Genomic DNA, 26,024 nt, shown 5'->3' with positions numbered 1-26,024 from the left:
CCGGGTAAGCCATGTCAGGTTAAACCCTTTGTTTGTGCCGATTTAGCGACGAAAACAGGGGTGAACCCAGGTATCGGAGGCCCTTTCGCGCATGGAATGCAATCTAGTTTTAGTACAAAATTTCCGACGTCATCCCCGTGACAGCGGGCGATCTGGGTGGGCCGGGTCGAGCGCCTGTCGTTTTCACAGCCTAGGAGTTCCAAGCATGAAGAGTTCCCGCAGCGGACGCGAGTTGTTCCGCGTCAACGCCGTCACCGCAGGGTGCCTGGTTTTGGTCGCGGCCACCGGCGCCGCGTACGCCCAAACCGCCCCGCAGACGCAGCAACTCGACACCGTGGTGGTCACCGGTATCCGCAAGGGCATCGAAGACGCCATCTCGGTCAAGAAGAACAAAGACAGCATCGTCGAGGCCATTTCGGCCGAAGACATCGGCAAGCTGCCCGACACCACCATCGCCGAATCGCTCGCCCGCCTGCCTGGCGTGACCACGCAGCGCACCCGCGACGGCAAGGCGTCCACCATCAGCATCCGTGGCCTGGGCCCTGACTTCAACGGCTACCTGTTGAACGGTCGCGAGCAAAGCACGACCGGTGACAGCCGTGGCGTGGACCTGAGCGTCTACCCGGCCGAACTGATCGCCGGCGCCGTGGTCTACAAGACCGGCGACGCCAGCCTGATGGCCGCTGGCCTGGCCGGCACCATCGACAACCGCTTGATCGACCCTCTGGCGTTTAAGGGCCGCGTGATCGCTGGTAGCGTGCAACGCAACGAAGACGGGCGTGGCCTGGAGGGTGTTGAGCCGGGCGAGGGCGATCGCTACAGCCTGACCTACATCGATCAGTTCGCTGACCGGACCATCGGCGTGGCCATTGGCTGGGTGCGTGCTGACGGCGTCAACAACCAAACCACCCAAGGTGGTTGGGGCACCAACGACAACGTCAGCGGTACCCTAGCCTCCGGTGGCGCCTTCACCGGCGGCAAGGTCTCGAACTTTGGCAACGGCGTTGACTTCATCAACCGCCGCATCACCGATCATCGCTATGGCACCGCCGCCATCTTGGCCTACAAGCCGAACAAGAGCTTCAGCTCGCAGCTGGATCTGTTCGTCTCGGAAATCCTGAACGTCAAGAAAGAAGCGCGCATCCAGGGCGGCTTGGGTGGCCCCGTCACCAACGCCGTCATCGGCGCGGGCAACGAGCTGACCAAGGGCACCTACCAGCTGGGCGCCAGCCCGAACGGGTTGATCAACCGCCACGAAACCGTCTACGACGACGACAAGCTGTTCTCCCTGGGTTGGAAGAACAAGTGGACCCTGTCGGACAACCTGAAGGCAGTGTTGGACATCAGCCGCAACACCTCGAAGCGCGTGGAGCGCAACATCGAGGCCTACGGTGGCATCCTGAACGCCGACACCCTGACGTTCGAAAAGGTCGGCACCGGCACGCCCAAGTTCACGCTGGGCCGCGCGGCCGACTACACCAACCCCGCCACGGTCTTCATCCGCGACCAGACCGGCTGGAGCGGTGTGACCGATCCGGCTTCGCCGACCGGCGCCCCCGTGCCCCAGGCTGGCTACTCGAAGGGCCCCACGATCAACGACAAGGTGGAAGCCGTTCGTTTGGACCTGGAGCAGGCCTTTGAAGGCGGCTGGTTCAACACCCTGCAGTACGGCATCAACCAAACCCGCCGCACCAAGGACCGCATCACCGACGAAGGCGTGATCGCGTCGGCGGCTGGCGATGGCCGCGTGCCGTTCGCTTACCCGGCGGGTTCGTACGTCGAGCGCAACATCGGCGGCACGGGCTTTGACATGCTGACCTTTGACCCGACCGCCGACCTGTGGCCGGGCGCGAAGATCATCCGCAAGTACAACGACGACATCCTGTCCAAGTCCTTCGGCATCAAGGAAAAGGTCACGACGGCCTACGTCAAGGCCGACATCGACACCGAATTGGCGTCGATCCCGGTGCGCGGCAACATGGGCCTGCAGGTCGTCAACACCTACCAGTCGTCGACCGGCTTCCGCGCCAACGTCGGCAGCGACGTGACCTTGACCAACCCCGCCGTGGGCCTGAGCCAAGACGGCACGAAGTACACCGACGTGCTGCCTTCGCTGAACCTGTCGGGTGACCTGGGTTCGGGCAACGTGCTGCGCTTGGGCGTGTCCCAGCAGATCGCTCGCGCCACGCTGACCGACCTGCGCAACTCGCTGGCCGTGGGCGTCGACAACTTCTGCAACGGCACCACGGGCGGCACGCCGACCAACCCGACTTGCACGGGCGACTCGACCTTCGGCAAGTTCGTCGGTTCGTCGGGCAACCCGCAACTGAAGCCTTTCAAGGCTTGGGCGCTGGACCTGTCGTACGAGAAGTACTTCGGCACCAAGGCCTACGTGAGTGGCGCGCTGTTCTACAAGAAGCTCGACACCTACATCACCCAGTCCATCAACAACGCCTACGACTTCACCAAGGACGCCCAAGCCCTGCGCTTGGCCACGCCTCCTGGTGGCCTGATCGGCCAGATGACCCGGCCCGTGAACGGTGACGGTGGCCGCATCAGCGGTTACGAAATCGCCGCCTCGATGCCCTTCGGCATGTTCACCGACTGGCTGGATGGCTTCGGTGCGAACTTCAGCTACGCCGGCACGAGCAGCTCGGTCGACCTGCCGAACGTGTTGGGCCAAAACCCGACGCAGGCGCCGCTGACCGGCAAGATGCCCATGCCCGGCCTGTCGAAGAAGAACGCCAAGCTGATGATCTACTTCGAAAAGTGGGGCTTCAGCGCCTTCGTCGCGCAGAACTACCGCTCGACGTACGTCGGCAGCGTGGCGGCCGGTGTGGGTGGCTACCCCACCCTGCAGGAAATCTTGGGTTCGAGCTGGGTGTCGGCCCAGGTTGGCTACGAGTTCCAGTCGGGTCCGGCCAAGGGTCTGTCGTTCCGCTTGGAAGGCAACAACCTGAACAAGCCCGAGTACAAGGAGCGCACGGCCACCGGCGTGAACACGTACAAGACGGGCAGCTCGGCCATCTTGCGCGTGAACTACAAGCTGCAATAAGGCCTGTTCGGTCGCTCGCTCCCCCGGGGGCGAGCGGCTCGACGATCCCTTCAACCCCCAGCCCCGGCCGGGGGTTTTTCATTGGGTGAGAGCACAGCGCCGAAACCCGCAAGAATGGCGCTGCCAGCGGGCTTCCGGAGGGCGGACGCCCCAAGCATCACAGCAGGACCTGACGTGGAACCAGACAAAGTCAAACAAGTGGTCATCGTGGGCGGCGGCACCGCCGGCTGGATGACGGCCTCGGCCCTCGCGAAGGTGCTCAAGGGCAAGTACGCCATCCGCTTGGTGGAGTCGGACGAGATCGGCACGGTCGGGGTGGGCGAGGCGACCATCCCCATGATCAGCCTGTTCAACCGCATGCTGGAGTTGGACGAAGACGAGTTCATGCGCAAGACGCAGGCCTCGTTCAAGCTGGGCATCGAGTTCGTCAACTGGGGCCGCTTGGGCGACCGCTACATCCACGGCTTCGGCGTCATCGGGCAGTTCAACTGGACGGTGGACTTCCACCATTACTGGCTGAAGCAACGCTTGGCCGGCAAGGCCCAGGACCTCGCCCACTACTCGATCAACACCGCGGCCTGCTTGCAGAACAAGTTCATGCGGGCCCGGCCCGACATGCCGAATTCGCCGCTCGGCCAGATCGCCCACGCCTTTCACTTCGACGCCTCGCTCTACGCCAAGTTCCTGCGCGAGTACAGCGAAGCGCGGGGGGTGGTGCGGACCGAAGGCCGGATCGTGGACGTCAAGCTGCGCGACGCCGACGGCCACGTTGAAGCCATCGTGTTGAACGACGGCACCGTGGTGGAAGGCGACCTCTTCATCGACTGCTCCGGCTTCCGCGCGCTGTTGATCGAAGGTGCGCTCAAGACGGGCTACGAGGACTGGTCGCACTGGCTGCCCTGCGACCGGGCCTTGGCGGTGCCTTGCGCCTCCACGCAAGAGATCACGCCCTACACGCGTGCCACGGCCCGCACGGCCGGTTGGCAATGGCGCATTCCGCTGCAGCACCGCGTGGGCAATGGCCACGTGTACTGCAGCAAGTTCATCAGCGACGACGAGGCCAGTGCCCAGCTGCTGAGCAACTTGGACGGCGAGCCCCTGGCGGCCCCCCGGCCCATCAAGTTCCTCACCGGCAAGCGCAAGCAGGCCTGGAACAAGAACGTGGTGTCCATCGGCTTGTCCAGCGGTTTCTTGGAGCCCTTGGAGTCGACCAGCATCCACCTCATCCAGATGGGCATCGCCCACCTGCTGACCTACTTCCCCTCGGCCGGGTTCGCCGAGTCCGATCGCAAGCAGTACAACCGCATGATGGACGCGGAGTACACCTGGGTGCGCGACTTCATCATCTTGCACTACAAGGCCACCGAACGCACCGACACGCCCTTCTGGAACCACTGTCGGACGATGGACGTGCCCGACTCCTTGACGCACCGGATGAAGCTGTTCGAAACCAGCGGCCGCATCTTCCTGGAGGGCGAGGAGTTGTTCCGCCCCGTGAGCTGGCTGCAGGTGATGTACGGGCAGCGCATCCAGCCCAAGTCCTACCACCCCTTGACGGACCTGCTGAACGAGGAAGAAATTCAGACCTACCTAGACGAGATTGCGGGGGTCATCAAGGCCTGCGTCAATGTGATGCCCTCGCACAGCCAGTTCATCGCCGACCATTGCGCGGCGCCCCGGATGTGATGCGCCAGCAATAGCCTGAAAGGATGACCATGAAGCGAATTGCTCGAGTGTGTTGGACATGGCTGTTGCCATTGGGCTTGGTGGCGTGCGCCACCGACGGCACGCCCCAAGCCATGCTCACCTACGAAACCAAGCCCGAAGGCGCCACGCTGTACCAAGGCGGTGTGTCGCTGGGCGTGGCCCCCCAGACCCAAACCTACCGGGGGGCGGCCGGGGCCACGGACATCACGACCCCAGAAGTGACTGCCGTGTGGCCCAGCGGCGCGAAAGCCGTGTTCTGGACGCGCCTGAAACCTCGCGCCGACGAGGTGGCGCTCATCGAGCGACCGGCGAAAGCGCCCGGTCTCGAGGTGGACTTGGCCGCCGAAGCCAAGCTCTTGGAGGCGCGCCGCAAGACCGACCGTGACAAGGCCGAGGAGTTGCGCCGGGAGGCGGCGCGCAACTCGCCCGAGTGCCGTCGCCAAATGCTGCAGGGGCCCAATGCGCAGACGCTCACCGCCTGTCAGTGAGGCATGGTGAGGCCGCTGCAACTGCCGGCCGCGGGCCGATTCTTCAACGCCCAAGCGGTGGTGCAGGATCTGCACCTGGGCCGTGGCCGCACGGTTCACGTCATTGACGATGCGCTGGTCGACCCCCAAGCCGTGGTAGATTGGGCGGCGCTGGTGCGCTTTGACCCGCCCCAGACCAATGCCTACCCCGGCGGGGTCACGGGGGTGCCGGAGGCGCTGCGCGACGCCCTGGACGGCTTCTTCGCCCAGCACCTGCGCACCCGCATGGGAGCCAGGCGCACGCTGGACATGTACGCGCGACTGAGCATGGTGACGCTGTCGCCGGCGCAGTTGCGTCCGGGGCAGTGGCTGTGCCACAAGGATCGCACGGCCTTGGACCCCTCGGCGGTTCTGATGGCCGCCTCGGTCCTGTACCTCTTTCACGATCCGGCGCTCGGTGGCACGGCCTTCTTCGAGCCCCGGCGATCGGCCGCCGAAATCCAAGCGTTGGTTGACGACGCGCAAACCCTGGACAACGCCCGTTTTGCCGATCGCTACGGCGTGGCGCCTGGCTATCTCACCGAGAGCAACGACTACTTCGAGAAGGTGGCCGAGGTCCCCGCCCGCTGGAACCGTCTCATCTTCTACGACGGTGGCTTGTTCCATTCCGGCTGCGTTCGGCAGCCGGTGCGGCTCACCGACGACCCACGCACCGGGCGGCTGACCCTGAACGGCTTCTTCGGTTGTCGTCGCGTGGCGCGTTGAAGGCGGGACCTCGCCGATGCGCCTGCTGATCACTGGCCTGAGCGGCACTTTGGCCCCGGTGCTAGCGAGCGCGGCGCGGGCGCGGGGGCACCGCGTGCTGGGGCTGGACCACCGCCTCCTGCGCTCCCTGGGACCGACCGCCGCCGCGCGCTACTTGGATGCGCAGCTTCCGGACGCCGTCGCGCACCTCGCCATGGCTAACGCCCAGGCATCGGGGGAGCTGGCCGCCTGGGCCGCTCGGCGGCGCTTGCCTTTCGTGATGACCAGCACCGCCATGGTGTTCCACCACGAGCCCGATGGCCCCCATGCCGTGGGTGATGCCCGCAACGCGGTGGACGACTACGGCCGTGGGAAGGCCGCCACCGAGGACGCCGTGGTGGCCGCCCACCCCAGCGCCAGCATCGTGCGCATTGGCTGGCAGATCGACCCCGAGGCGACAGGCAACAACATGCTGCGGGCTTTGGATGGGTGGCAGGCCGAGCAGGGCGAGGTGGCGGCCAGCACCGCCTGGATTCCGGCGTGTTCCTACATGGCGGACACCGCGCGGGCACTGTTGCGCTTGGTCGACCAGCCAGGCGTGCATCACGTGGACAGCAATGCCGACGAGGGCTGGACGTTTGCGGAACTTGTTGCTCGCCTAGCGCGGGCGCACCAGCGCTCGGCGTGGCGCGTGCGTCCGCACGACGGCTACCGGCATGACCAGCGCTTGGCGGGTGGTGGGCGCTGGGTGCCCCCCTTGTCGGCCGTGCTGGGGCCTCGCTGAACGCGACGGGGGTTCAAGCGGGCTGGGGTGTTGCAGCCCCCCGATGGGCCAGCACCCGCTCGTCCACGTCCACCAATTGCCGGTGGCCGCAGAAAGCCATGGTGAGGTCCAGTTCTTTGTGGATGATCTCCAGGCAGCGGGTGACGCCGGCTTGCCCCATGGCCCCCAGTCCGTAGAGGAAGGCCCGCCCGATGTAGGTGCCGCGTGCGCCCAGCGCCCAGGCTTTGAGCACGTCCTGCCCCGAGCGGATGCCGCCGTCCATGTGGACTTCGATGTCGCGGCCCACGGCCTGCACGATGCGGGGCAGCACGGCGATGCTGCTTTCGGCGCCGTCCAACTGCCGCCCGCCATGGTTGCTGACGATGAGCGCATCGGCGCCGCTGTTGACGGCCAGTCGGGCGTCTTCCTCGTCGAGGATGCCCTTGAGGATGAGCTTGCCGCCCCAGCGCCGCTTGATCCATTCGACGTCGGCCCAACTGAGCGCGGGGTCGAATTGCTCGGCCGTCCAGCTGGACAGGCTGCTCAAGTTGCTCACCCCCTTGGCGTGGCCCACGATGTTGCCGAATTGGCGCCGCGGCGTGTGCAGCATGTGCCAGCACCAGCGCGGCTTGGTGGCCAGGTTGATGAGGTTGGCCAGCGTGGGCTTGGGCGGGGCGGAGAGGCCATTTTTGAGGTCTTTGTGGCGCTGCCCCAGGATTTGCAGGTCCAGAGTGAGCACCAGGGCGCCGCAACCCGCGGCTTGGGCGCGTGCGATCAGCGCTTCGACAAAGGCTCGGTCCTTCATCACGTAGAGCTGAAACCAGAAGGGCTGGGTGGTGACGGCGCGCACGTCCTCGATGGAGCAGATGCTCATGGTGGACAGCGTGAAGGGCACGCCAAAGGCCTCAGCGGCGCGGGCGGCGAGCATTTCGCCGTCGGCGTGCTGCATGCCGGTCAGGCCCGTGGGGGCCAGGGCCACGGGCATGGTCACCGGCGTGCCGACCATGGTGGTGGCGGTGCTGCGCTGCTCCAGGTTCACCGCCACGCGCTGGCGCAGCTTGATGGCGTGGAAGTCGCTCTCGTTGGCGCGGTAGGTGCCCTCCGTCCAACTGCCCGCGTCGGCGTAGTCGTAAAACATGCGCGGCACACGGGCTTGGGCGAGGCGGCGCAGGTCTTCGATGCAGGTGATGACGGGCATGACACGGGGCCTTCGGGTGGCAAGATGGCCGGATGTTGCCGCAGGCGCCTGACGGCGCGCTGAACGGGTGCCCGCTGTCGAGGGCTGGAGAGCGAATGGGGGTCGTGACGATGGCTTGGAACACCTGCGATGTGTGCGATCGCTTCAAGGCGGCCGACCCGGCTGACTTGCGCGTGTGGCCGGGCAGCCGCTGGATGCACTTGGGTGGCACGCGCCGCATGGCCGGCGAGGTGAGCACGGTGCGTTGCTTCGAGGACAACTCCCGCGTCAAGGAGGCGGTGGAGAGCCCGGGCGGAGGCCGTGTGTTGGTGGTGGACGGCGGTGGCAGCCTGCGCCGCGCCTTGCTGGGTGGCAACTTGGCCGCCGCCGCCGCCCGCAACGGGTGGGCAGGCTTGTGGGTGCATGGCGCGGTGCGCGACTTGGCGGAGTTGCGCGAGCAGCCGATCGCCATCTTGGCGCTGGGGCATGTGCCCTTGCCGACCGAGCGCCAGCAACAAGGGCTGCGCGACGTGCCCTTGCTGCTGGACGGCAGCCCCGTCCGGCCGGGCGAGTGGTTGCTGGCCGACGACGACGGCGTGGTGGTGCTGCGCCAGGCCCCGACGGACGGACCTGGATGATCTTTGAAGGGGTTTGAAGGCCGGGGCTGCGGGAACAGGCTGGGGTCGGCGCCGGCTGCAGCAGTTGCAGCGGCCTCAGCGGCCTCAGCGGCCGCAGCGATGCGATCAGGGGGCGGGCACCAACGGCACCGGTGGCAGGGCGCCCGGGAACGGGCTCCATGGCGGCGGACCGGTGCGTGCGCCCCGCTCGTTGAAGCGGCCCGCGCCAGCGGTGCGCTTTTTCAACGTGGGGCTGCCGAAAAAGTCCACGGTGCCAATGCCGGAGATGCGCGCATCCAGGCTTTGATGCACCCACAGCTTGGCTTTGCCCAAGCCCGTGATCCGGACCTTGGCCTGCTGAGTGTTGAGGTCGTGGCCTTCGAAATCGCCACGCCCGGAGATGTCCACGAGGAGCGATGGCGCGCGCCCGGTGAATCGGCCCGAGCCAGCGCCGGCCACCTTGAATACCAGCGATTCGGTGCTGATCTTGTCGAACTGGGTGTTGGCGGAGCCGGACACGTCGATGCTGAGTTGCTGGAGCAGCACCGGCTCGGGGGCCTGGAAGTCGGTGGCGCCGGACAGCGTGAGCTCCCGCAGGTCGCGGGCCACCACGATGAGGCGCAGGCGTTGTTGCGGGGTGCGCCAGAACATCCAGGAGCCGGCCGTGCCCACGGTCAGGCGCGTGCCCTTCAAGCTGATTTCCACGCTGTCCTGGGCGTCGGTGGGGCCTTCCACGAAAACCTCGTCGCGGTCGCCTTGGAAAAAGCGCACCGTCGCCGCGCCGTTGAAGTTCAAGCTGTCGAACGGCCCTGGTGCGTAGGTTCTGCCGGGGACGGGCGAGAGCGTGGGCTGGGCGCTGACCGAGGCTGCCCACAAAGGCAGCAGCAGTGCCGCACAAACTCGGCGTCGTTTCATAGCGACTGCGCCCTCAACTCTTTGGACACCTCGCGGCTGGCGGTGAAACGGCTGCCGTCGCGCAGTTGCACCACCAACTGCGAGTTTTCGTCGGGGGTCATGGCGTCAACGAAGTCCAGGTTGACGATGCAGCTGCGGTTGACCTTGAGGAAGCGCTGGGGGTCCAGGCGCTGGCCAAAGTGGGTGATGGGCAGGCGCACCAGGTAGGTTTTGCCCTGCACCGCCAGGGCGGTGTATTTCGTATCGGAGCGCAGGTGCTCGATGTGCTCGACCTGGATGGGGATGATCTTGCCCATGTCCCGCACCAGCAGCCGGCGCAGGGGTTCGGTGTCGACGGGGGTTTGCGCGGCTTCCAGGGCCTGGAGCGTGTCGTCGCCCAGCGCCGATTGACGCCCCATGGCGTGCTGCACGGCTTCGAGGAAGCGCTCTTGGGAAAAGGGCTTGAGCAGGTAGTCCACCGCGTGCAGTTCGAAGGCGGTGAGCGCGTGTTCGTCGTAAGCGGTGGTGAAGATCACGGCCGGCCGGTGCGCCTCCGGGTCGTCGGCCAGGGCCCGCAGCACTTGCAGGCCGGTCAGTCCGGGCATTTGGATGTCCATCAGCACGAGGTCGGGCCGCTGCGTGCGAATGGCGTCGAGGGCGCTCAGGCCATCGCCCACGGCGTCGAGCAGCTGCAACTGGGGCAGGGCTTGCACCCACTCGACCAGGCCGTCGCGGGCCAGGGGTTCGTCTTCGGCGATGAGGGTTCGCATGAGGCAGCGGAGTTCAGGTCAAGGGCCAGGTGATGGTGACGGCGAAGCCCTGGCCCGGGGCGGTGTCCACCTCGAAGCGGGCGCGGCCGTCGTGTTCGAGCTCGAAGCGGCGTTGCAGGGCCGACAAGCCCACGCCACGCCGACCGTTGGGGTCACTGGGCGGCGGCCAGGCGCAACCGGCGCCGTTGTCGCGCACGCTGAGGTGCAAGGTGTCGTCGAGCACGCGGGCGCTGATGTGCAGGTCGCCCCCGTTCACCTGCGGCGACAGGCCGTGCTCTACCGCGTTTTCCACCAGCGGCTGCAGGGTCAGCGGGGGCACCAGCGCGTCTTCGGCGGCGGGCTGGATGTCCCAGTGCACGCGCAGGCGTGGGCCCAGCCGCAGTTGTTCCAACGCGAGGTGGTCGCGCACGAAGGCGATTTCGTCGGCCAAAGGCACGTGCGCATCGGGCTGGCGGGTGCTGTCGAGCACGTAGCGCATCATCCGCGAGAAGCCGAGCAGGGCGTGTTCGGCGCGGGCGGCGTCGCGGCGCACCAACATCAGCAGGGAATTGAGGGTGTTGAACAGGAAGTGTGGGTTGAGCTTGCCGCTGATGGCCGCCAACTCGGCGCGAACCAGGGCCGCCTCGGCCTGTGCCGCTTGCAACGCAGCGGCATGCGCCCGTTGGGCGTTGATGACGCCACCGAAGCCGAACACCAACACGCCATAGACGAAGCAGCCCCAGGCGGCGCGCCAGACGAGGCCTTGCTCGAAACTGGCCCAGGCATGGGCCGCGCCGAAGAAGAACCACGCCGTGAGGGCATCCAAGCCTTGCCACAGCAACGCGAAGCTCAGCGCGCCCAGCAAGTGCCAGCCCAAGCGACGGGCGAGCCGCCGCGGCCGGCCGAGCAGCCAGCGCGTCCAGGGCCAGGCCAGGGGGCCGAGGGCGAAGGCCGGCCCCAGGTTCCAGGTGGCTTCGTACAGGCCAAACCAGAAGGCGCCGGCATCGCGGTGCCATTCGGTGCCCGCCAAGGCGTACAGCAGCCAGCTCATCAAACACAGCAGGCCGTAAGACAGCCACAGGCGCTTGAAGGGGCGCTGGGGGCTGGGCAGGGGAGCGGCGACCGTCATGAGGCGGATGCTAGGTCGCCGAGCGGACGAAGTGCCAGTGCCCGGAGACGAAGTGCGGTTTGGGGGCGCAGAACCGCGGCTGCGGGATCAGTCGAGCGCGAGCAGCAGGCGGTCCAGCCCACCGTGGTCGATGGCGACGGTGGCTTGTTCGCGCACCCTGGGCTTGGCGCAGTAGGCCACCGAGAGGCCGGCCACGCCCATCATGGGCAGGTCGTTGGCGCCGTCGCCCACGGCGATGGCCTGGGTGCTGGCCAGCCCCAGGCGCGCGCAGTGCTGCTCGATGAATCGACGTTTTTCGGCGCCGTCCACCACGTCGCCCCAGTCCTGCATGCGCACGCGGCCGGTCAGGCGGCCATTGACGATCTCCAACTCGTTGGCGCGCACGACGTCGATGCCGAGCGCCGCTACGACGTGGCGTGTGAAGTGGGTGAAACCGCCCGACACGAGGCCCAAGGTCAAGCCGGCGGCCTTCAGCGCGGCGCAAAGCTCGCGCGCACCGGGGTTGAGGCGCAGGCGTTCGTTCAGCACGCGGTCCAGCAGCGCTTCGGGTTGGCCTTCGAGCAGGGCCAAGCGCCGGGTGAGGGACTCGCGAAAGTCGGTGATCTCGCCGCGCATGGCGGCTTCGGTGATGGCGGCCACCTGCTCGCCCACCCCAGCCAGCGCAGCTATCTCGTCGATGCACTCGATGGCGATGAGCGTGGAGTCCATGTCGAAGGCGACCAAGCCGAAATCCCGCAGCCGTGGGCGCGGACCGCGCAGCCACAGGCCCGGGGCGATTTCGAAGGCAGGGGGGATCGCAGGGCTCATCACTTCAGTTCTTTGCGGATGTCGGCGGGCAGGCAACCCCAAGCACCCGTGACTGGGCCGAAGACGGTGCGTTGCCCGTCGGGGCTGCGGGCGGCCACGATGAACACGTAGCCGTCTTTGGCGCGCCAACCCACGCGGTACCAGTGACCGCGCCCCACGGTGACGGGCTCTTGCAGAAGGATGTTGACCTCCAATTCGCCGACATTGGCCGGTGCCACCGGGAGGTTGGGCAGCACTTCAGGATTGGGGCGAATCAAGCAAACGCGCAGCAATGGCGCGATTTCGTTCAGCGCCGAGTTGCGCCAGGCGTTGTCGGCCACGACCAGGGGTTTGTTGGCCCAGGCCGGTGCACTCAGCACGAGCAGGGCGGTGGTGATCCAAACTTTCATGCCATTTCCTTCGGCGGGCCGATGAGGCGAAGCACCTCGCGCACGCAGTGCGCGCGGTCGGCGGGGTCAGACAAAGACTTGTCGATGCGTAGTTTGTCGTTGCCCACCAGTTTGATGTTGGGATTCTTCTGAACAAGCTGGATCACACGAAGGGCTTCGATGGGCGGGTTGGGCTTGAACAACACATTGATGACGCCGGGCGCCGCGTCGATGCGCACCACGCCATAGGGCTGCGCCAACACGCGCAGGCGGTGGGTGTCGAACAGGGTCTGGCCCTGCGCCGGCAGCTTGCCGAAGCGGTCCGTGGTTTCTTCCAGCAGCGCGTCGATCTGCTCGGCTTTGCTGGTGCTGGCCAGTCGCTTGTACAGGCTCAGGCGCACGTGCACGTCGCCGCAGTAGCCGTCGGGCAGCAGGGCGGGGGCGTGCAGGTTGATCTCGGTGGTGGCTGGCAAGGGGTTGGCCAGATCGGGCTCGCGGCCGCTCTTGAGCGCGCGCACGGCCTCGGCCAGCATGTCGTGGTAGAGCTGGTAGCCCACCTCCATCATGTTGCCGCTCTGCTTCTCGCCCAGCACCTCGCCGGCGCCGCGGATCTCCAGGTCGTGCATGGCCAGGTAGAAGCCGCTGCCGAGCTCCTCCATGTCCTGGATGGCCTGCAGGCGCTGCGCGGCCTGTTTGGTCAGGCCTTCGATTTCGGGCACCAAGAGGTAGGCGTAGGCCTGGTGGTGGCTGCGGCCCACCCGGCCGCGCAGCTGGTGCAGCTGCGCCAGGCCGAATTTGTCGGCGCGGGCGATGACGATGGTGTTGGCGCTGGGCACGTCGATGCCGGTCTCGATGATGGTCGAGCACAGCAGCAGGTTGTGGCGCTGGGCCACGAAGTCGCGCATCACGCGCTCGAGCTCGCGCTCGGGCATCTGGCCGTGGGCCACCGCGATGCGCGCCTCGGGCACCAGCTCTTCGAGCTTTTGCCGGCGGTTCTCGATGGTGTCGACCTCGTTGTGCAGGAAGTAGACCTGCCCGCCGCGCTTGAGCTCGCGCAGGATGGCCTCGCGGATGACGCCGCTGCCCTCGTTGCGCACGAAGGTCTTGATGGCCAGGCGGCGCTGGGGCGCGGTGGCGATCACCGACAGGTCGCGCAGGCCTTCCATGGCCATGCCCAAGGTGCGCGGGATGGGCGTGGCGGTCAGCGTGAGCACGTCCACTTCGGCGCGCAGGGCCTTCATGGCCTCCTTGTGGCGCACCCCGAAGCGGTGCTCTTCGTCGATGATGACCAGGCCCAGGCGGGCGAACTTGGTGTCGGGGCTCAGCAGCTTGTGCGTGCCCACCACGATGTCGATGGTGCCGTCCTCCAGGCCTTGCTGCGCCGCCTTGATTTCCTTGGCGGTGCGAAAGCGGCTCATCTCGGCCACCTTCACCGGCCATTGGCTGAACCGGTCGGCGATGTTCTGCGCGTGCTGCTCGGCCAGCAGGGTGGTGGGCGCCAGCACGGCCACCTGCTTGCCGCCCATCACGGCCACGAAGGCGGCGCGCAGGGCCACCTCGGTTTTGCCGAAGCCCACGTCGCCGCACACCAAGCGGTCCATGGGCCGGGGGCTGATCAGGTCTTGGATCACGGCGTGGATCGCGGCGCGCTGGTCCACGGTTTCTTCGAAGCCAAAGCTCGCGGCGAAGGCCTCGTAGTCGTGAGCGCTGTAACGGAAAGCGTGACCTTCGCGTGCCGCGCGGCGGGCGTAGAGGTTGAGCAGCTCGGCGGCGGTGTCGCGCACCTGCTCGGCGGCCTTGCGCTTGGCCTTCTCCCACTGGCCGCTGCCCAAACGGTGCAGCGGGGCCTCTTCGGCGCTGACGCCGGTGTAGCGCTGGATCAGGTGCAGTTGCGCCACGGGCACGTAGAGCACCGCCTCGTCGGCGTAGGTCAGGTGCAAGAACTCGCTCGCCCCTTGGCCGATGTCCATGTGCTTCAGGCCTTGGTAGCGGCCGATGCCATGGCTCAGGTGCACCACCGGGTCACCGACCTTGAGCTCGCTCAGGTCCTTGATCAGGGCCTCGACGTTGCTGGCCTGCTCCTGCCGCCGCCGGCGTCGCGTGCTGGGCGTGGTGGCAAACAGCTCGGTCTCGGTGACCAGCTGCAACTGGCGGTCGCCCTCGATCCAGATGAAGCCCTGCGCCAGGGGCGCGGCCAGCAAGGCGAACTTCTCGCCGCTGGCGTCGAACTCGGCGAGGTCTTTGACGCTGGGCGCGTCCAGCTTGTGCTCGCGCAGCAGGTCCAGCAGGCTTTCGCGGCGGCCTTCGCTTTCGGCCAGCAGCAGCACCTTGTGCGGCGTGGTGTCCAGGTGCCGGCCCAGGCGCGCCAAGGGCTCTTGCGCGCCGCGCTCGATGCTCACGTCGGGCAGGGGGCGGGCGTAGTCCACCGCGGATGTGGGCCCCCAGGTCTCGGCGGCGCCGAGCCCGCCCCCCGAGGGGGATCCGGAAGCTTGGGGCAGTCCTGCGCTTCCGGGGCCCCGCACCGCCAACGTGGCCAAGGGCTGGGTGCAGGCGAACAGCTGTTCGGTCCGCAGGAAGATGGACTCGGGCGGCAGGATGGGCCGCTCCGGGTCGGTCACCAAGAGCTTGTGGCGCTCGCGCGTGTCTTGCCAAAAGCGCTGTAGCGCCTCGTCCACCTCGCCCAGCAGCGCCACGCTGGCGCCGGGGCCCAGGTAGTCGAAAAAGGGCACGGTCTCGTCGAAGAACAGCGGCAGGTAGTACTCGATGCCCGCGCCGGCCAGGCCTTCGCCCATGTCTTTGTAAAGACGCGCCTTGCTCGGGTCGCCGTCCAGGTGCTCGCGCCAGCGGCCCCGGAAGGCCGTCCGCGCCCCCTCGCTCATCGGGAACTCGCGGCCGGGCAGCAGGCGCACCTCGGGCACGGGGTAGAGGCTGCGCTGGCTGTCGGGGTCGAAGACGCGGATGGAGTCGATCTCGTCGCCGAACAGGTCCACGCGGTAGGGCACCAAGGAGCCCATGGGGAACAGGTCGATCAGGCTGCCGCGCACCGCGTACTCGCCCGGGCTCACCACCTGGCTGACGTTCTGGTAGCCGGCCAGCACCAATTGGGCGCGGAAAGCCGCTTCGTCCAGCTGCTGGCCCTTCTTGAAATGGAAGGTCGTGGCGGCCAAAAAGCTGGGCGGCGCGAGGCGCGTCAGTGCCGTGGTGGCCGGCAGCAGCACCACGTCCAGGTCGCGCTGCTCGCGCGACTTGCCCTGCGCCTGCAGCAAGCGCCACAGCGTGGCCAAGCGCTCGCTGATCAGGTCGTGGTGGGGGCTGAAGCGGTCCCAGGGCAGGGTTTCCCAGTCGGGGAACACGGCCACGCGCAGCCCCGGCGCAAACAGCGGCAACTCGGCTTCCAGGCGCTGGGCGTCGCTCGGGTCGGCGCACACGATGGCGGTGACGCTGCCTTGCTGCTGCGCAAAGCGCGCGAGCAGCAGCGCATCGGCAGAGCCCAAGGGGCGGGGAGTTTGGTGGCGTTTGCCGGGGGCGACGAGGGGCAGCAGGGGCATCACAAAAACGACGAAAGCCCCGCGGTGGGGCCAGGCGATTATCTGAGGCCACCCTTCGCCCGCTTGAGCGCAGGGCTTGCACGGGGCGGCAGAATTCGCGCTTTGCCCAGTGCCCCAACCCTGTGATCCCATGAGTTTGCGCCGCCGCCACCTTGTTGCCAGTGCCCTGGCCCTGCCCGCCGCGGGTTCGGCCTGGGCGCAGTTCCGCGTCGAAGTCTCGGGACAGGGCGCCACGCAATTGCCCATCGCCATCCCGGAGTTCCGCGAGGAAGCGCGCGCCCCTCAACCCATCTCGGCCATCGTGCGCGCCAACCTCGAGCGCTCGGGTCAGTTCCGCATGGTGGACACGGCCGGTGCGGGCGCTCACTCGGAGCTCAGCAGCCCTGTCTATGCCGACTGGCGTGCGAAGCAGGCCGATGCCTTGGCCGCGGGCTCGGTGACCCGGCTGGCCGACGGGCGCTTCGATGTGCGCCACCGCTTGTGGGATGTGGTGGCCGGCAAGGACTTGGGTGGTGAATCGCAACCCGTGCCGCCCGACGACCTGCGCCTGGCGGCGCACCGCATCTCCGACAACATCTACCAGCGCCTGACGGGTGAGCGCGGTGTCTTTGCCACCCGACTGGCCTATGTCGCCAAGTCCGGCACCCGCTACCAACTGCTGGTGACCGATGCCGATGGCGAGGGCGCTCGTGTGGCCGTGACGAGCCCAGAACCCATCATCTCCCCGGCCTGGTCGCCCGATGGCCACAGCGTGGCCTATGTGAGCTTCCACACGGGCAAGGCCGTGGTCTATGTGCAGGACATCAGCTCGGGCGCGCGCCGCACCCTGGCCGACTACCGCGGCACCAACAGCGCGCCCGCGTTTTCGCCCGACGGCCAGCGCTTGGCCTTGACGCTCAGCCGCGACGGCGGCTCGCAGCTGTTCATGGTGCGCAGCGACGGCAGCGGCCTCAAGCGGCTGACCCAATCCCTGGCCATCGACACCGAGCCGGCCTTCAGTGCCGACGGGCGAACGCTGTATTTCGTGAGCGACCGAGGCGGTGGCCCCCAGATTTACCGCATGTCGGCCGATGGCGGTCCGGCGGAGCGCGTCAGTTTCAACGGCCCTTACAACGTGAGCCCCAGCGTCAGTCCCGATGGCAAATGGTTGGCCTACGTGAGCCGCCAAGAAGGGGCTTACCGCACCTGCCTGATGGACCTGCTGACGGGGGCGGTGCGGGTGATCAGCGACACCGCAGACGACGAGTCGCCCAGCTTTGCGCCCAACAGCAAGCTGCTGGTGTATGCCAGCCGGGCCCAGGGGCGCGACGTGCTGGTCACGTCCACCCTGGATGGTCGCGTCAAGGCCAAGCTGGTGGTCAGCAATGCCGACATCCGAGAACCCGCTTGGGGGCCCTTAACCCGCTGAAAAGAACCCGCTGAAAATGAGCAAATACCCGGGGGGAATGGCGCCCTCGGCGACAATCGTGCTTTTCCCACCCTTTAAACGTATCTCTCCACCATGACGCTGCATCGTTTTGCCCTGGCCGCCCTGGCCGCCGCCGCTCTGGCCGGTTGCTCCACCACCAAGCTGGAGGAGCCCAAGGCCACCCCCGCGCCGGTCGAGACCCGTCCGACCGTGCCGCCCACCACGCCGACCCAGCCTGTGGCCGAGAGCCGCGTGGCCCCGGTGGACCTGGGCGCTGAGCTGACCAAGGCCGTCTCCGACAAGCGCGTCGTCTACTTCGACTTCGACAGCTTCGTGGTCAAGGACGAGTACCGCGGCTTGGTGGACGCCCACGCCAAGCGCCTGCTGCAGATCAAAACCCAGAAGTTGAGCTTGGAAGGCCACGCCGACGAGCGCGGCAGCCGCGAGTACAACTTGGCCTTGGGCCAGAAGCGTGCTGAAGCCGTGTTGCAGCAATTGACCCTGGCTGGCGTGCCCGCCGCTCAAGCCGAGCCGGTCAGCTTTGGCAAAGAGCGTCCTGCCGTGCAAGGCACCGGCGAAGCCGTTTGGGCCAAGAACCGTCGCGTTGAGCTGAAGGACAAGTGATGGCCCTGGCCTTGCGCAGCTGGGTGGCGGCCGTGGCCCTGGGCGCTTCGGCGTCCAGCCAGGCCGCCTTGTTTGCCGACGACGAGGCGCGCAAGGCCATCCTCGACCTGCGCGCCCGCGTGGTGGCGCTGGAAGAGGCCAGCAAGAAGATGGCCACGGCGCAGGACCTGCAGGATCAGCTGGCGGTTTTGCGGCGCAGCCTGTCCGAACTGGCCAACCAAAACGAAATGCTGCGCGCCGAAGTGGCGCGCCTGCGCGGCACCAACGAACAGTTGGCACGCGACTTCGCCGACACGCAGCGCCGCCTGTCGGACAGCCTGCAGGGCTTCGATGCCCGCCTCAAGCCACTGGAGCCGCTCAAGGTCAACCAAGACGGCAAAGAGTTCCAAGCCAGCCCCGAAGAGCGCAACCAGTACGAAGCCGCCATGGGCCTGCTGCGCCGGGGCGATTTCGACGAAGCGGCCACCGCCTACCAAGGTTTCTTGCGCCGCTTCCCGGCCAGTGGCTACAACGACGCGGTGCGCTTCTGGTTGGGCAATGCCCAGTACGGGCAGCGCCAGTACCGGGAAGCGATCGCCACGTTCCGGGCGTTCTTGAGCGCCAACGCCACGCACCCTCGCGCGGCGGAGGCGGCTCTGGCGCTGGCCAACTGCCAAATCGAGTTGAAAGACACGAAGGCCGGCCGTCGCAGCCTGGAAGACGTGGTCAAGACCTACCCTGGCACCGAAGCCGCACAAGCCGCCAAAGAGCGATTGGCGGCCTTGAGGTAAGCCTGCTGTGTTGCCCCCAACGGCCCGCCAGTCGCGGGCCGTTGTTCTTGTGGATGAGCCCATGACCGACGCCGAACTCGCCGCCCTTCGCCACATGGTGCTGTGGGGCGCCTTTGCGCTGTCGGCGGTGCTCGGCGCCGTGAGTCAGCGCAGCCACTTTTGTGTGATGGGCGCGGTGAGTGATGTCGTGAGCATGGGCGACTGGACCCGTGCGCGCATGTGGCTCTTGGCGGTGGCCGTGGCCATGGGCGCCTTCGCCCTCATGCAATCGATGGGCTGGGTGAGCGCAGCCCAAACGCTTTACGGCAGCCCGCGCCTCTTGTGGGCATCGCATGCCTTGGGCGGGCTGCTGTTCGGGCTGGGCATGGTGTGGGCCTCGGGCTGCGGCGCCAAGACCCTGGTGCGCCTTGGCGGCGGCAACCTCAAGGCCCTGGTCGTGCTGCTGGTGATGGGGCTCAGTGCCTCGATGACCCTGCGCGGCGTCACCGCAGTGGCGCGCGACGCCAGCGTGGACCGCTGGGTGCTCACGCTGCCGAAGGCACAAGATGTGGCCAGTTTGACCGGATGGCCGTGGATCGGTTTGGCTGTGGCACTCGCCCTGGCCGCTTGGGCTTTGGGGCTGCGCGGGGAGCGACGCCGCATCGCTTGGGGCGCGGTGGTGGGGCTGGTCGTGGCGGGCACCTGGGCCTTGACCAGCCGATTGGCCTTCGTGGCGGAACATCCCCACACGTTGGAGCCGGCCTACCTGGGTACCGTCAGCAACCGCCCTGAGGCGCTGAGCTTCGTCGCGCCGATGGCGCAGACCCTCGAGTGGCTGCAGTTTTTCAGCGATCGCTCGCGGGTGTTGCAGTTGGGCATCGTCACGGTGTTGGGGGTCGTGCTCGGCGCGGCGGCGATGGCGTTGTGGCGTCGCGAGTTCCGCTGGGAAGGCTTTCGCCGAACGGACGATTTGGTGTTCCACCTCGTTGGCGCCGTGCTCATGGGTGTGGGTGGGGTCACCGCGCTGGGCTGCACTGTGGGACAGGGCTTGAGCGGTGTGTCCACGCTCAGCCTGGGCAGTTTCATCGCCGTGGCTGGCATCGTGGCGGGCGCCGTGATCGGCCTGCGGGTGCAAATGGCCTGGGTCAACCGATGAGCGCGGATCTCGACGGCGAGATGGACGCCGAGCGTCGCTTTGGTGGACTGCGTCGGCTGTACGGTCCGGAAGGCTACCAGCGGCTCCGGGGCTTGCACGTGGCGGTGGTGGGGTTGGGCGGCGTCGGCTCTTGGGCGGTGGAGGCCTTGGCCCGCAGCGGCGTGGCAGCGCTCACGCTGGTGGACCTCGACCATGTGGCGGAGTCCAACATCAATCGCCAGGTGCAAGCCACCACGCAGACCCTGGGTCAGCACAAAGGCGAAGCCTTGCGCGAGCGCATCGGTGCCATCCACCCGGCCTGCGCCGTGCGCGTGGTGGATGCATTCGTCGAGCCCGACAACTGGCCCGCCGTCTTGGGCGATGGCCTCGAGTCGCCGCAGCTCGACGGTGTCATCGATGCCTGCGACCAGTCGTCGGCCAAAGCCGCCATGGCCGCGTGGGCGCGGCGAACCGGCCTGCCCTTCGTGTGCGTGGGCGCGGCGGGTGGCAAACAACAGGCGCAGGCGGTGGACGAGGCCGATCTGTCGGATGTGACGCACGACCCGCTGCTGGCGGGCTTGCGCGCCCGCTTGCGGCGCGAGCACGGCGCGCCCCGCCAGGGACGGCTGGGCGTGCGATGCGTCTTCAGTCGCGAAGCGGTGCAGCGACCTCGGGCGGAGCAGGGCGATGCCTGCGAGGTGGATGGCAGCCTGAACTGCGCAGGCTATGGGTCCAGCGTGATGGTCACGGCGAGCTTTGGCCTGTGCGCCGCATCGGCCCTGGTGGCCCAGTGCTTGCGCAATCACCAGAAAGGCTTGCAGAAGCAACCTTGATTGTCTATACTCGCGGGCTTTCCCGGGCGGGTCGGTAGCTCAGTCGGTAGAGCAGCGGACTTTTAATCCGTTGGTCGCGAGTTCGAGTCTCGCCCGACCCACCAGCCGACACCGGTGGCAAGCGCCACAGGCCGGCACGGAAGCAAAGAAAACGGTGCGCTAACATCTGGCGCTTCGCTTTCGGGCTCTTAGCTCAGTTGGTAGAGCAGCGGACTCTTAATCCGTTGGTCGTAGGTTCAAATCCTACAGGGCCCACCAAAATCGTTCAGTCAACCAAGCACTTGGCTTGGTATCCAAAACCCGCCGCGTGCGGGTTTTGTTTTGGACGTCCATCGTTGCCGGTTTCAGGCCGACGATGGCTGGAAATGGCTGGAAATGGCTGGACCGGCTTCAAACTCGGCAAGAACCGTTCTCGCTGGGGCCGATCGGGGTGAGGAAGCCTTTGCGTTTTCGGGGGCTTGGGCAGTGTCGGATTTCACGCTCCCTCGGCTTCCTCGCCACCGGTGAGCAGCCGGGTGATGAGGGTGTCGCGCATAGTCTCTCTGACCATGACGGCTCCCATCAGTTCCAAAGACCAGCGCAAGGATCGGCGGCGTCTGCTCAAGACCACGGCCAACGTGGTGGTGGCTGGGCACGCGCCGCTGGCGGTTCGGACGATCGACATCAGCCGTGGTGGGCTGGGTTTCGTGGCCGCGGCCAATCCGCCGGCCAACTTGGTGATGACGGTGCGATTGACGCTGCCAATGCCTGGCGCCAGGTGGGTGCCGATTGAGGTCACGGGCAAGGTGGTCTACAGCGTGCTCAGCGGTCGGCATGATGGCTTCTCGATCGGCTTGGCTTTCACGTCGGCCAGCACGCAGACCATCGAGGCGATCGACGCTTACGTCAGGTCGTGAAACGAGGTGGCTTGCGCCGCCATTGCACTCGGGTCACGACACGCTGGGGTGCAGCATCTGCAAGGTGCCGGCGTCGGCATCGACCTCGGCCACCGCTCCCACCGGCAGGGTGAACTTGCGCTTGATGTGACCGACCATGGCCCCGCGGTACACGGGCACATTGAGGGGCAGCAGGTATTCGTCGAAAACCTCGTCCAGCGTCAGCGTGCCGTGGCCCTCGCCAGGGTTGCAGTTGGTGAACTGACCCAGCACGACGCCCGCGACTTGGCTGAGAGCGCCGGTCAGGCGCAGGGTGCTCAGCATGCGGTCGACGCGGTAGATGTACTCGTTGACGTCTTCCAGGAACAGGATGGCGCCTGGGAAGCGGGGCCAGTAGGCGCTGCCGGCCATGGCGGTGAGCACGGTGAGGTTGCCGCCCACGAGCGGGCCGCGGGCTTTGCCGCTGCGCAGGGTTTGCGTGCGCCATTGCGTTTGCACGAGGTGGTCGCCCAGTTCGCGCTGGGGGTTGCGCAGCAGGGGGCTTTCGCCGCGCATCACCAGGGCTTTGAAGTGCTCCACGCTGAAAGCGTTCCACTCGCTGCCGGCCATCGGGCTGTGGAAGGTGATGAGGCCCGTTTGTTGGTGGATGGCATTGACCAGGGCGGTCAGGTCGGAAAAGCCGCCAAAGAACTTGGGCGTGCGGCGGATTTGGGCGTAGTCCACCAGCGGCAGCATGCGCGTGCCGCCGCTCCCCCCGGTGAGCGCGATGACGCCTTGCACGTTGGGGTCGGCGAACATGGCGTTGAGGTCGCCAGCGCGCTGGGCGTCGGTGCCGCCCAGGTGGCCGTGGCGGGCGCGCACGTGTTGGCCGAGCTTGACCTTGAAGCCCAGGGCCTGCAGGGATTCGATGGCGATTTGGAGCGGCTCGCGCTCGAAGGTGGCGTTGGCCGGGCTGATGAGGCCCAGCGTGTCGCCCTCCTTCAGGCCCGGCGCGCGAAGAGTGCCCACAGGACCCATCGGGGACGCAGCCTGTGACGCCAGCGGAAGGGCGGCGGCGGTGGCCAGCAGGTGGCGGCGGTCCAGCTTCATCACAACACCCTCGGGAGGTCGCGGCGCACCGCGACGCGGTCGCCAAAGTCAAAGTGCCACCACTCGCTGGCGATGCCGTGGAAGCCGGCCTCGCGCATGGCGCGGCGCAGCCAACCGCGCTCGGTCAGGTGGGCGGGGGTGAGTCGGCCCAGGGCCAGGTGCTCGGCTTCGTATTCGGGGTGGGAGAGGGCGCTCATCTCGTCAAACCCGCTGCCCATGTCGGCCTCGCGGCCGTGGGGATCAAGCAGTGTGAGGTCCACGGCCATGCCGAAGCTGTGGATGGAGCCACGCTCTGGGTGCGCCAGGTACATGGCCAGCGGGGTGCCGTCCAACTCGGCATAGAGCCGTTCTTGGACGCGCTGGGGGCGCAGTGCGTCCAGCACGCGCAGGCGCCAGCCGGGGCGGGCGGCGGCCAGCCATTGGGCGGCGGCCGAGAGGGCCTCGGCAGCATCGCGGCGGAGGTAGGCGCAGTCCAGCGCGCCGTAGACATGGCGGCCCACGAAGTTGTCGTCGCTGGCGTAGCGCAGGTCCACGTCGATGCCAGGCAATGTTGCGAGGGCAACGAAATCGGGGTGACCGGGGATGGCTTCGCAAGGGATGCCAGGGATGGCGCTCATCAGGCGTTGAGTGCGGCCAAAGCCGCTTGGGTGCGCTCGGCCAGGATTTTGACCAGCTTGCGCCCGACTTGCGGCAGGGGCGCTTTGGCCGAGGTCAGCAGGTGCAGGTGCACGGGGATGCTGGGCTTGAGGGGGCGTACGCGCACGAGTTGGCGGTCGGCGCTGGTGGCGGTGAAGGGGTCGACGACGCTCAGGCCCAAGCCGGACTCGACCAGCGCACGGGCCAGTTGGTAGGTTTGCACCGTGATGCGGGTGCGTGGCTGCACGCCCTGCGCGCCAAAGGCGTTCATCACCTGCGCGCCGAGTGGATCGTCTTCCACCATGGCGATGAGTTCGGTCAGGATGTCGGCCACGGGCAGGGCGCCGTCGTGGCGGGCTTCGGGGCTGCGCAAGGGGCACAAGGCCATCATGGGGCCGCTGGCCAGCACCTCGGCGGTGATGCCGGGGTGGTGGGGGTCTTGCAGGGACAGGGCCATGTCGGCTTCGCCGAGCAGCAGCGCACTGACGATTTCCTTGGTGTGGTTGGTGGCCAGCACGCAGCGGCTGTCGGGGAAGGCCTTGGCCCAGACGGTCATGGCGCCGGGCAGCAGCGAGGCGCCCAGCGTGGGCGTGGCCATGACGCGCAGTTGGTCTTGGTCGCCCGCTTTGAGCTGGGCCGCGAGGCGGCGGATGGCGACCAGGTCGCGGTTGAGCTTGTCGATCTCGACGAACAGGCGGCGCGCTTCGGGCGTGGGGTGCAGCTTGCCGCGCACGCGGTCGAACAGGGGCATGCCGAGTTGCAGTTCGGCGTGCTGCAACACCTTGGTGACGGCAGGCTGAGAGATGTGCAGCAGGTGCGCGGCGCCACTGATGGAGCCGGCCTGCATGATGGCGTGGAAGACCTCGATGTGCCGCAACCTCATGGTCGCCTCCAGTCTGCGTCCCGGCGGGTCTCCGCCACCCTCCGAGGGGGGCGCAGCGACCCGTTCTCGGGATTGGGGCGGCCCGGTGCCCGTTCGCGGGCCGCTGTGCGCAAGTGCATGATGGTCATTCCCGCACGACCCCTTCGAAGTCCACACTGCCATTGGGTGCCATGACGAAGCCTTTGACGCCCTCGCGAACTGGGATGTAGACCGTGCTGTGGGCCATGGGCATCCAGGGGCGCTCGCGCTTGAAGACGACTTGGGCTTGCTCGTAGAGCGCGATGCGTTTGGCCTGGTCGGTGGTGACGCGCGCCTCGTCGATGAGCTTCTCGAACTCGGGGTGGCAGAACTTGACGCCGGTGCGGTTGGCGGCGCAGCTGAGGTTGGGCGTGAGGAAGTCGTCGGCGTCGCCGGTCTCGCCGCTCCAGCCGCTCATGTAGACGTGGTGCTCGCCGTTGTTGGCGCGCTTGAGGTACTCGCCCCACTCGAAGGTCTTGATGGTGGCTTTGACGCCGATGCGCGCCCAGTCCTGCTGGATGAGCTGGGCCATCAGCTGCCCGTTGGGGTTGGTAGGGCGGGCCAAGGGCAGGGCCCAGAGGTCGATGACGAAGCCGTTGGGAAAGCCGGCCTGGGCCAGCAGGCGCTTGGCCTTGTCGGGGTCGTACTCGTTCTTCAGCGCCTTGTTGAAGCCGGGGATGGCGGGCGGGAAGGCGCTGGTGGCTTGCAGCGCGTCGCCGCGCGGGAACAGGGCCTTGAAGATGGCGTTGCGGTCGATGGCGACGTCCAGGGCTTCGCGCACCTCGCGCCGGTTCACCGGCTCGCGCTTGAGGTTGAAGGCGAGGTAGCTGATGTTGAGCGCTTGCTGGCTCAGCAAGGTGATGCCCTTGCGGCCTTGCAGTGCGGCCACGTCGACGTCGCGCAGTGGGGCGGTGATGTGGCACTCGCCCGCCAGCAGCTTTTGCACGCGCACGCTGGGCTCGCGGCTGATGGAGAAGATGAGCTTGGGCGTGCGCTGCACGCCCCGCCAGTACGCCGGGTGCGGCTCCAGGCGCAGCACATCGTCTTTGGCGTAGCTGCGGAATCGGTAGGGTCCCGTGCCCACGGGGCGGCGGTTGAGCAGCGCGCCTTCTCCTCGCTTCAGCAACTGCTCGGCGTACTCGGCCGAATGGATGCTGGCGAAGGACATGGCGAAGGCGCTCAGGAAGGTGACATTGGGCTGGCGCAGCGTGAAGCGAACCTCGTGGTCGCCGAGGCGTTCGATCTTTTCGATGGCCTGGGCCAAGCCCAGGCTTTGCGGGTAGATGTAGTTGGAGGGAACGGCTCGGTTCCAGGGGTGCTGCGGCTCGATGAAGCGCCGGAAGCTGAACAGTACGTCGTCGGCATTCATGGGCCGCGTGGGCTTGAAGTCGGGCGTGGTGTGGAACGGCACCCCGCGGCGAAGTTGGAAGGTGAACACCCGCGCGTCGGGTGACACGGTCCACGACGCCGCCAACAGCGGCTCCAGTTCGGTGCCACCGCGCCGAAAGGCCACCAAGCCTTGGAACATGGGGCTGGTGGCGTTGCTGGTGCTGCTGCTGTCCCACAGGCCGGGGTCAAAGCCCTCGGGGCTGGCGTCGGCGCAATAGACCAGGGGCAGCGCGGCGCGCGCAGGCGCCAGTGCCAAGCTGGCAAGCATCAACAGAGCGGAAAGCAGCGGTCGCAAGGCGGTGACGCGGTCGGCAGGGAGGGCGTCCCATTATTGGAACGCGACCGCCGGGTCGGGGCGCG

At 67.3% G+C, this 26,024-nt stretch carries 23 protein-coding genes and 2 tRNA genes; 14 read left to right on the top strand and 11 right to left on the bottom strand.

Annotated features, from left to right (window positions below; translation table 11 throughout):
- The first annotated feature begins 205 nt into the window (after nucleotides 1–205).
- The 5 genes from O9335_RS13345 (at nucleotide 206) to O9335_RS13325 (ending at nucleotide 6,757) form a co-directional block, all read left to right on the top strand.
- Nucleotides 206–3,055, top strand: coding sequence for a TonB-dependent receptor (locus tag O9335_RS13345; protein ID WP_298388905.1), 2,850 nt, complete (start codon nucleotides 206–208; stop codon nucleotides 3,053–3,055).
- A gap of 174 nt (nucleotides 3,056–3,229) precedes the next feature.
- Complete coding sequence (locus O9335_RS13340) at nucleotides 3,230–4,741, top strand: tryptophan halogenase family protein (protein WP_298388903.1); 1,512 nt, start codon at nucleotides 3,230–3,232, stop codon at nucleotides 4,739–4,741.
- Nucleotides 4,742–4,770: 29 nt separating this feature from the next.
- Nucleotides 4,771–5,250, top strand: coding sequence for a hypothetical protein (locus tag O9335_RS13335; protein WP_298388902.1), 480 nt, complete (start codon nucleotides 4,771–4,773; stop codon nucleotides 5,248–5,250).
- A gap of 6 nt (nucleotides 5,251–5,256) precedes the next feature.
- Complete coding sequence (locus O9335_RS13330; RefSeq protein ID WP_298388900.1) at nucleotides 5,257–5,994, top strand: DUF6445 family protein; 738 nt, start codon at nucleotides 5,257–5,259, stop codon at nucleotides 5,992–5,994.
- Between the two features lie 16 nt (nucleotides 5,995–6,010).
- Entirely contained in the window at nucleotides 6,011–6,757 is a 747-nt protein-coding gene (locus O9335_RS13325) for a sugar nucleotide-binding protein (RefSeq protein ID WP_298388898.1), read from the top strand.
- Nucleotides 6,758–6,770: 13 nt separating this feature from the next.
- On the opposite strand, the gene O9335_RS13320 is transcribed toward O9335_RS13325, so the two are convergent.
- Entirely contained in the window at nucleotides 6,771–7,934 is a 1,164-nt protein-coding gene (locus O9335_RS13320; protein WP_298388896.1) for an alpha-hydroxy acid oxidase, read from the bottom strand.
- A 95-nt stretch (nucleotides 7,935–8,029) separates the two neighbouring features.
- Here O9335_RS13320 and rraA point away from each other — a divergent pair, with 95 nt between their 5' ends.
- Nucleotides 8,030–8,551, top strand: a complete 522-nt coding sequence (rraA, locus tag O9335_RS13315) for a ribonuclease E activity regulator RraA (RefSeq protein WP_298388894.1) — start codon at nucleotides 8,030–8,032, stop codon at nucleotides 8,549–8,551.
- 105 nt (nucleotides 8,552–8,656) lie between these two features.
- Here rraA and O9335_RS13310 read toward each other — a convergent pair whose 3' ends face one another.
- From O9335_RS13310 to mfd, 6 genes are all read right to left on the bottom strand, one after another.
- Entirely contained in the window at nucleotides 8,657–9,445 is a 789-nt protein-coding gene (locus O9335_RS13310; RefSeq protein WP_298388892.1) for a head GIN domain-containing protein, read from the bottom strand.
- A complete protein-coding gene (locus tag O9335_RS13305; protein ID WP_298388890.1) occupies nucleotides 9,442–10,194 on the bottom strand; it encodes a LytTR family DNA-binding domain-containing protein in 753 nt (250 codons plus the stop codon). Before O9335_RS13305 ends, O9335_RS13310 begins: the two co-directional genes overlap by 4 nt.
- A gap of 13 nt (nucleotides 10,195–10,207) precedes the next feature.
- Nucleotides 10,208–11,302, bottom strand: a complete 1,095-nt coding sequence (locus O9335_RS13300) for a sensor histidine kinase (RefSeq protein ID WP_298388888.1) — start codon at nucleotides 11,300–11,302, stop codon at nucleotides 10,208–10,210.
- A gap of 87 nt (nucleotides 11,303–11,389) precedes the next feature.
- Complete coding sequence (gene serB, locus O9335_RS13295) at nucleotides 11,390–12,109, bottom strand: phosphoserine phosphatase SerB (protein ID WP_298388886.1); 720 nt, start codon at nucleotides 12,107–12,109, stop codon at nucleotides 11,390–11,392.
- Entirely contained in the window at nucleotides 12,109–12,498 is a 390-nt protein-coding gene (locus tag O9335_RS13290; RefSeq protein WP_298388884.1) for a hypothetical protein, read from the bottom strand. The genes serB and O9335_RS13290 overlap by 1 nt, the downstream gene beginning before the upstream one ends.
- Nucleotides 12,495–16,025, bottom strand: coding sequence for a transcription-repair coupling factor (gene mfd / locus O9335_RS13285; RefSeq protein WP_298388882.1), 3,531 nt, complete (start codon nucleotides 16,023–16,025; stop codon nucleotides 12,495–12,497). Before mfd ends, O9335_RS13290 begins: the two co-directional genes overlap by 4 nt.
- Nucleotides 16,026–16,155: 130 nt before the next feature.
- Here mfd and tolB point away from each other — a divergent pair, with 130 nt between their 5' ends.
- From tolB to O9335_RS13245, 8 genes are all read left to right on the top strand, one after another.
- Nucleotides 16,156–17,433: a Tol-Pal system beta propeller repeat protein TolB gene (tolB, locus tag O9335_RS13280; RefSeq protein WP_298388880.1), complete on the top strand. Its 1,278-nt coding sequence runs from the start codon at nucleotides 16,156–16,158 to the stop codon at nucleotides 17,431–17,433.
- A 93-nt stretch (nucleotides 17,434–17,526) separates the two neighbouring features.
- Nucleotides 17,527–18,057 carry an OmpA family protein gene (locus O9335_RS13275; protein ID WP_298388878.1) on the top strand — a complete coding sequence of 177 codons (531 nt, stop codon included), beginning with the start codon at nucleotides 17,527–17,529 and terminating at the stop codon, nucleotides 18,055–18,057.
- Nucleotides 18,057–18,827, top strand: a complete 771-nt coding sequence (ybgF, locus tag O9335_RS13270) for a tol-pal system protein YbgF (RefSeq protein WP_298388875.1) — start codon at nucleotides 18,057–18,059, stop codon at nucleotides 18,825–18,827. The genes O9335_RS13275 and ybgF overlap by 1 nt, the downstream gene beginning before the upstream one ends.
- Before the next feature lie 61 nt (nucleotides 18,828–18,888).
- On the top strand, nucleotides 18,889–19,962 hold the full coding sequence (locus O9335_RS13265) for a YeeE/YedE family protein (RefSeq protein ID WP_298388873.1): 1,074 nt from the start codon (nucleotides 18,889–18,891) through the stop codon (nucleotides 19,960–19,962).
- Nucleotides 19,959–20,774, top strand: a complete 816-nt coding sequence (locus O9335_RS13260) for a ThiF family adenylyltransferase (protein ID WP_298388871.1) — start codon at nucleotides 19,959–19,961, stop codon at nucleotides 20,772–20,774. The genes O9335_RS13265 and O9335_RS13260 overlap by 4 nt, the downstream gene beginning before the upstream one ends.
- A gap of 28 nt (nucleotides 20,775–20,802) precedes the next feature.
- A tRNA-Lys gene (locus O9335_RS13255) sits at nucleotides 20,803–20,878 on the top strand.
- A 78-nt stretch (nucleotides 20,879–20,956) separates the two neighbouring features.
- Nucleotides 20,957–21,032: transfer RNA gene (locus O9335_RS13250), tRNA-Lys, on the top strand.
- Nucleotides 21,033–21,322: 290 nt separating this feature from the next.
- Nucleotides 21,323–21,670: a PilZ domain-containing protein gene (locus O9335_RS13245; RefSeq protein ID WP_298388869.1), complete on the top strand. Its 348-nt coding sequence runs from the start codon at nucleotides 21,323–21,325 to the stop codon at nucleotides 21,668–21,670.
- A gap of 33 nt (nucleotides 21,671–21,703) precedes the next feature.
- On the opposite strand, the gene O9335_RS13240 is transcribed toward O9335_RS13245, so the two are convergent.
- The 4 genes from O9335_RS13240 to O9335_RS13225 form a co-directional block, all read right to left on the bottom strand.
- Nucleotides 21,704–22,738: an LD-carboxypeptidase gene (locus O9335_RS13240; protein WP_298388867.1), complete on the bottom strand. Its 1,035-nt coding sequence runs from the start codon at nucleotides 22,736–22,738 to the stop codon at nucleotides 21,704–21,706.
- Nucleotides 22,738–23,355, bottom strand: a complete 618-nt coding sequence (locus O9335_RS13235) for a M15 family metallopeptidase (RefSeq protein WP_298388865.1) — start codon at nucleotides 23,353–23,355, stop codon at nucleotides 22,738–22,740. The genes O9335_RS13240 and O9335_RS13235 overlap by 1 nt, the downstream gene beginning before the upstream one ends.
- A complete protein-coding gene (locus tag O9335_RS13230; RefSeq protein ID WP_298388864.1) occupies nucleotides 23,355–24,257 on the bottom strand; it encodes a LysR family transcriptional regulator in 903 nt (300 codons plus the stop codon). The genes O9335_RS13235 and O9335_RS13230 overlap by 1 nt, the downstream gene beginning before the upstream one ends.
- Before the next feature lie 124 nt (nucleotides 24,258–24,381).
- The gene (locus O9335_RS13225; protein ID WP_298388862.1) at nucleotides 24,382–25,932 is read right to left on the bottom strand and encodes an ABC transporter substrate-binding protein; all 1,551 of its coding nucleotides are present in this window, start codon (nucleotides 25,930–25,932) and stop codon (nucleotides 24,382–24,384) included.
- Between the last annotated feature and the right edge of the window lie 92 nt (nucleotides 25,933–26,024).

The sequence above is a fragment of the Inhella sp. genome (assembly GCF_027532025.1).
In the GTDB taxonomy this organism is placed as follows: Bacteria; Pseudomonadota; Gammaproteobacteria; order Burkholderiales; family Burkholderiaceae_C; genus Inhella.
The sequence above is the reverse complement of the archived record's forward strand: the minus strand, read 5'-3'. Positions and strand labels throughout refer to the sequence as shown.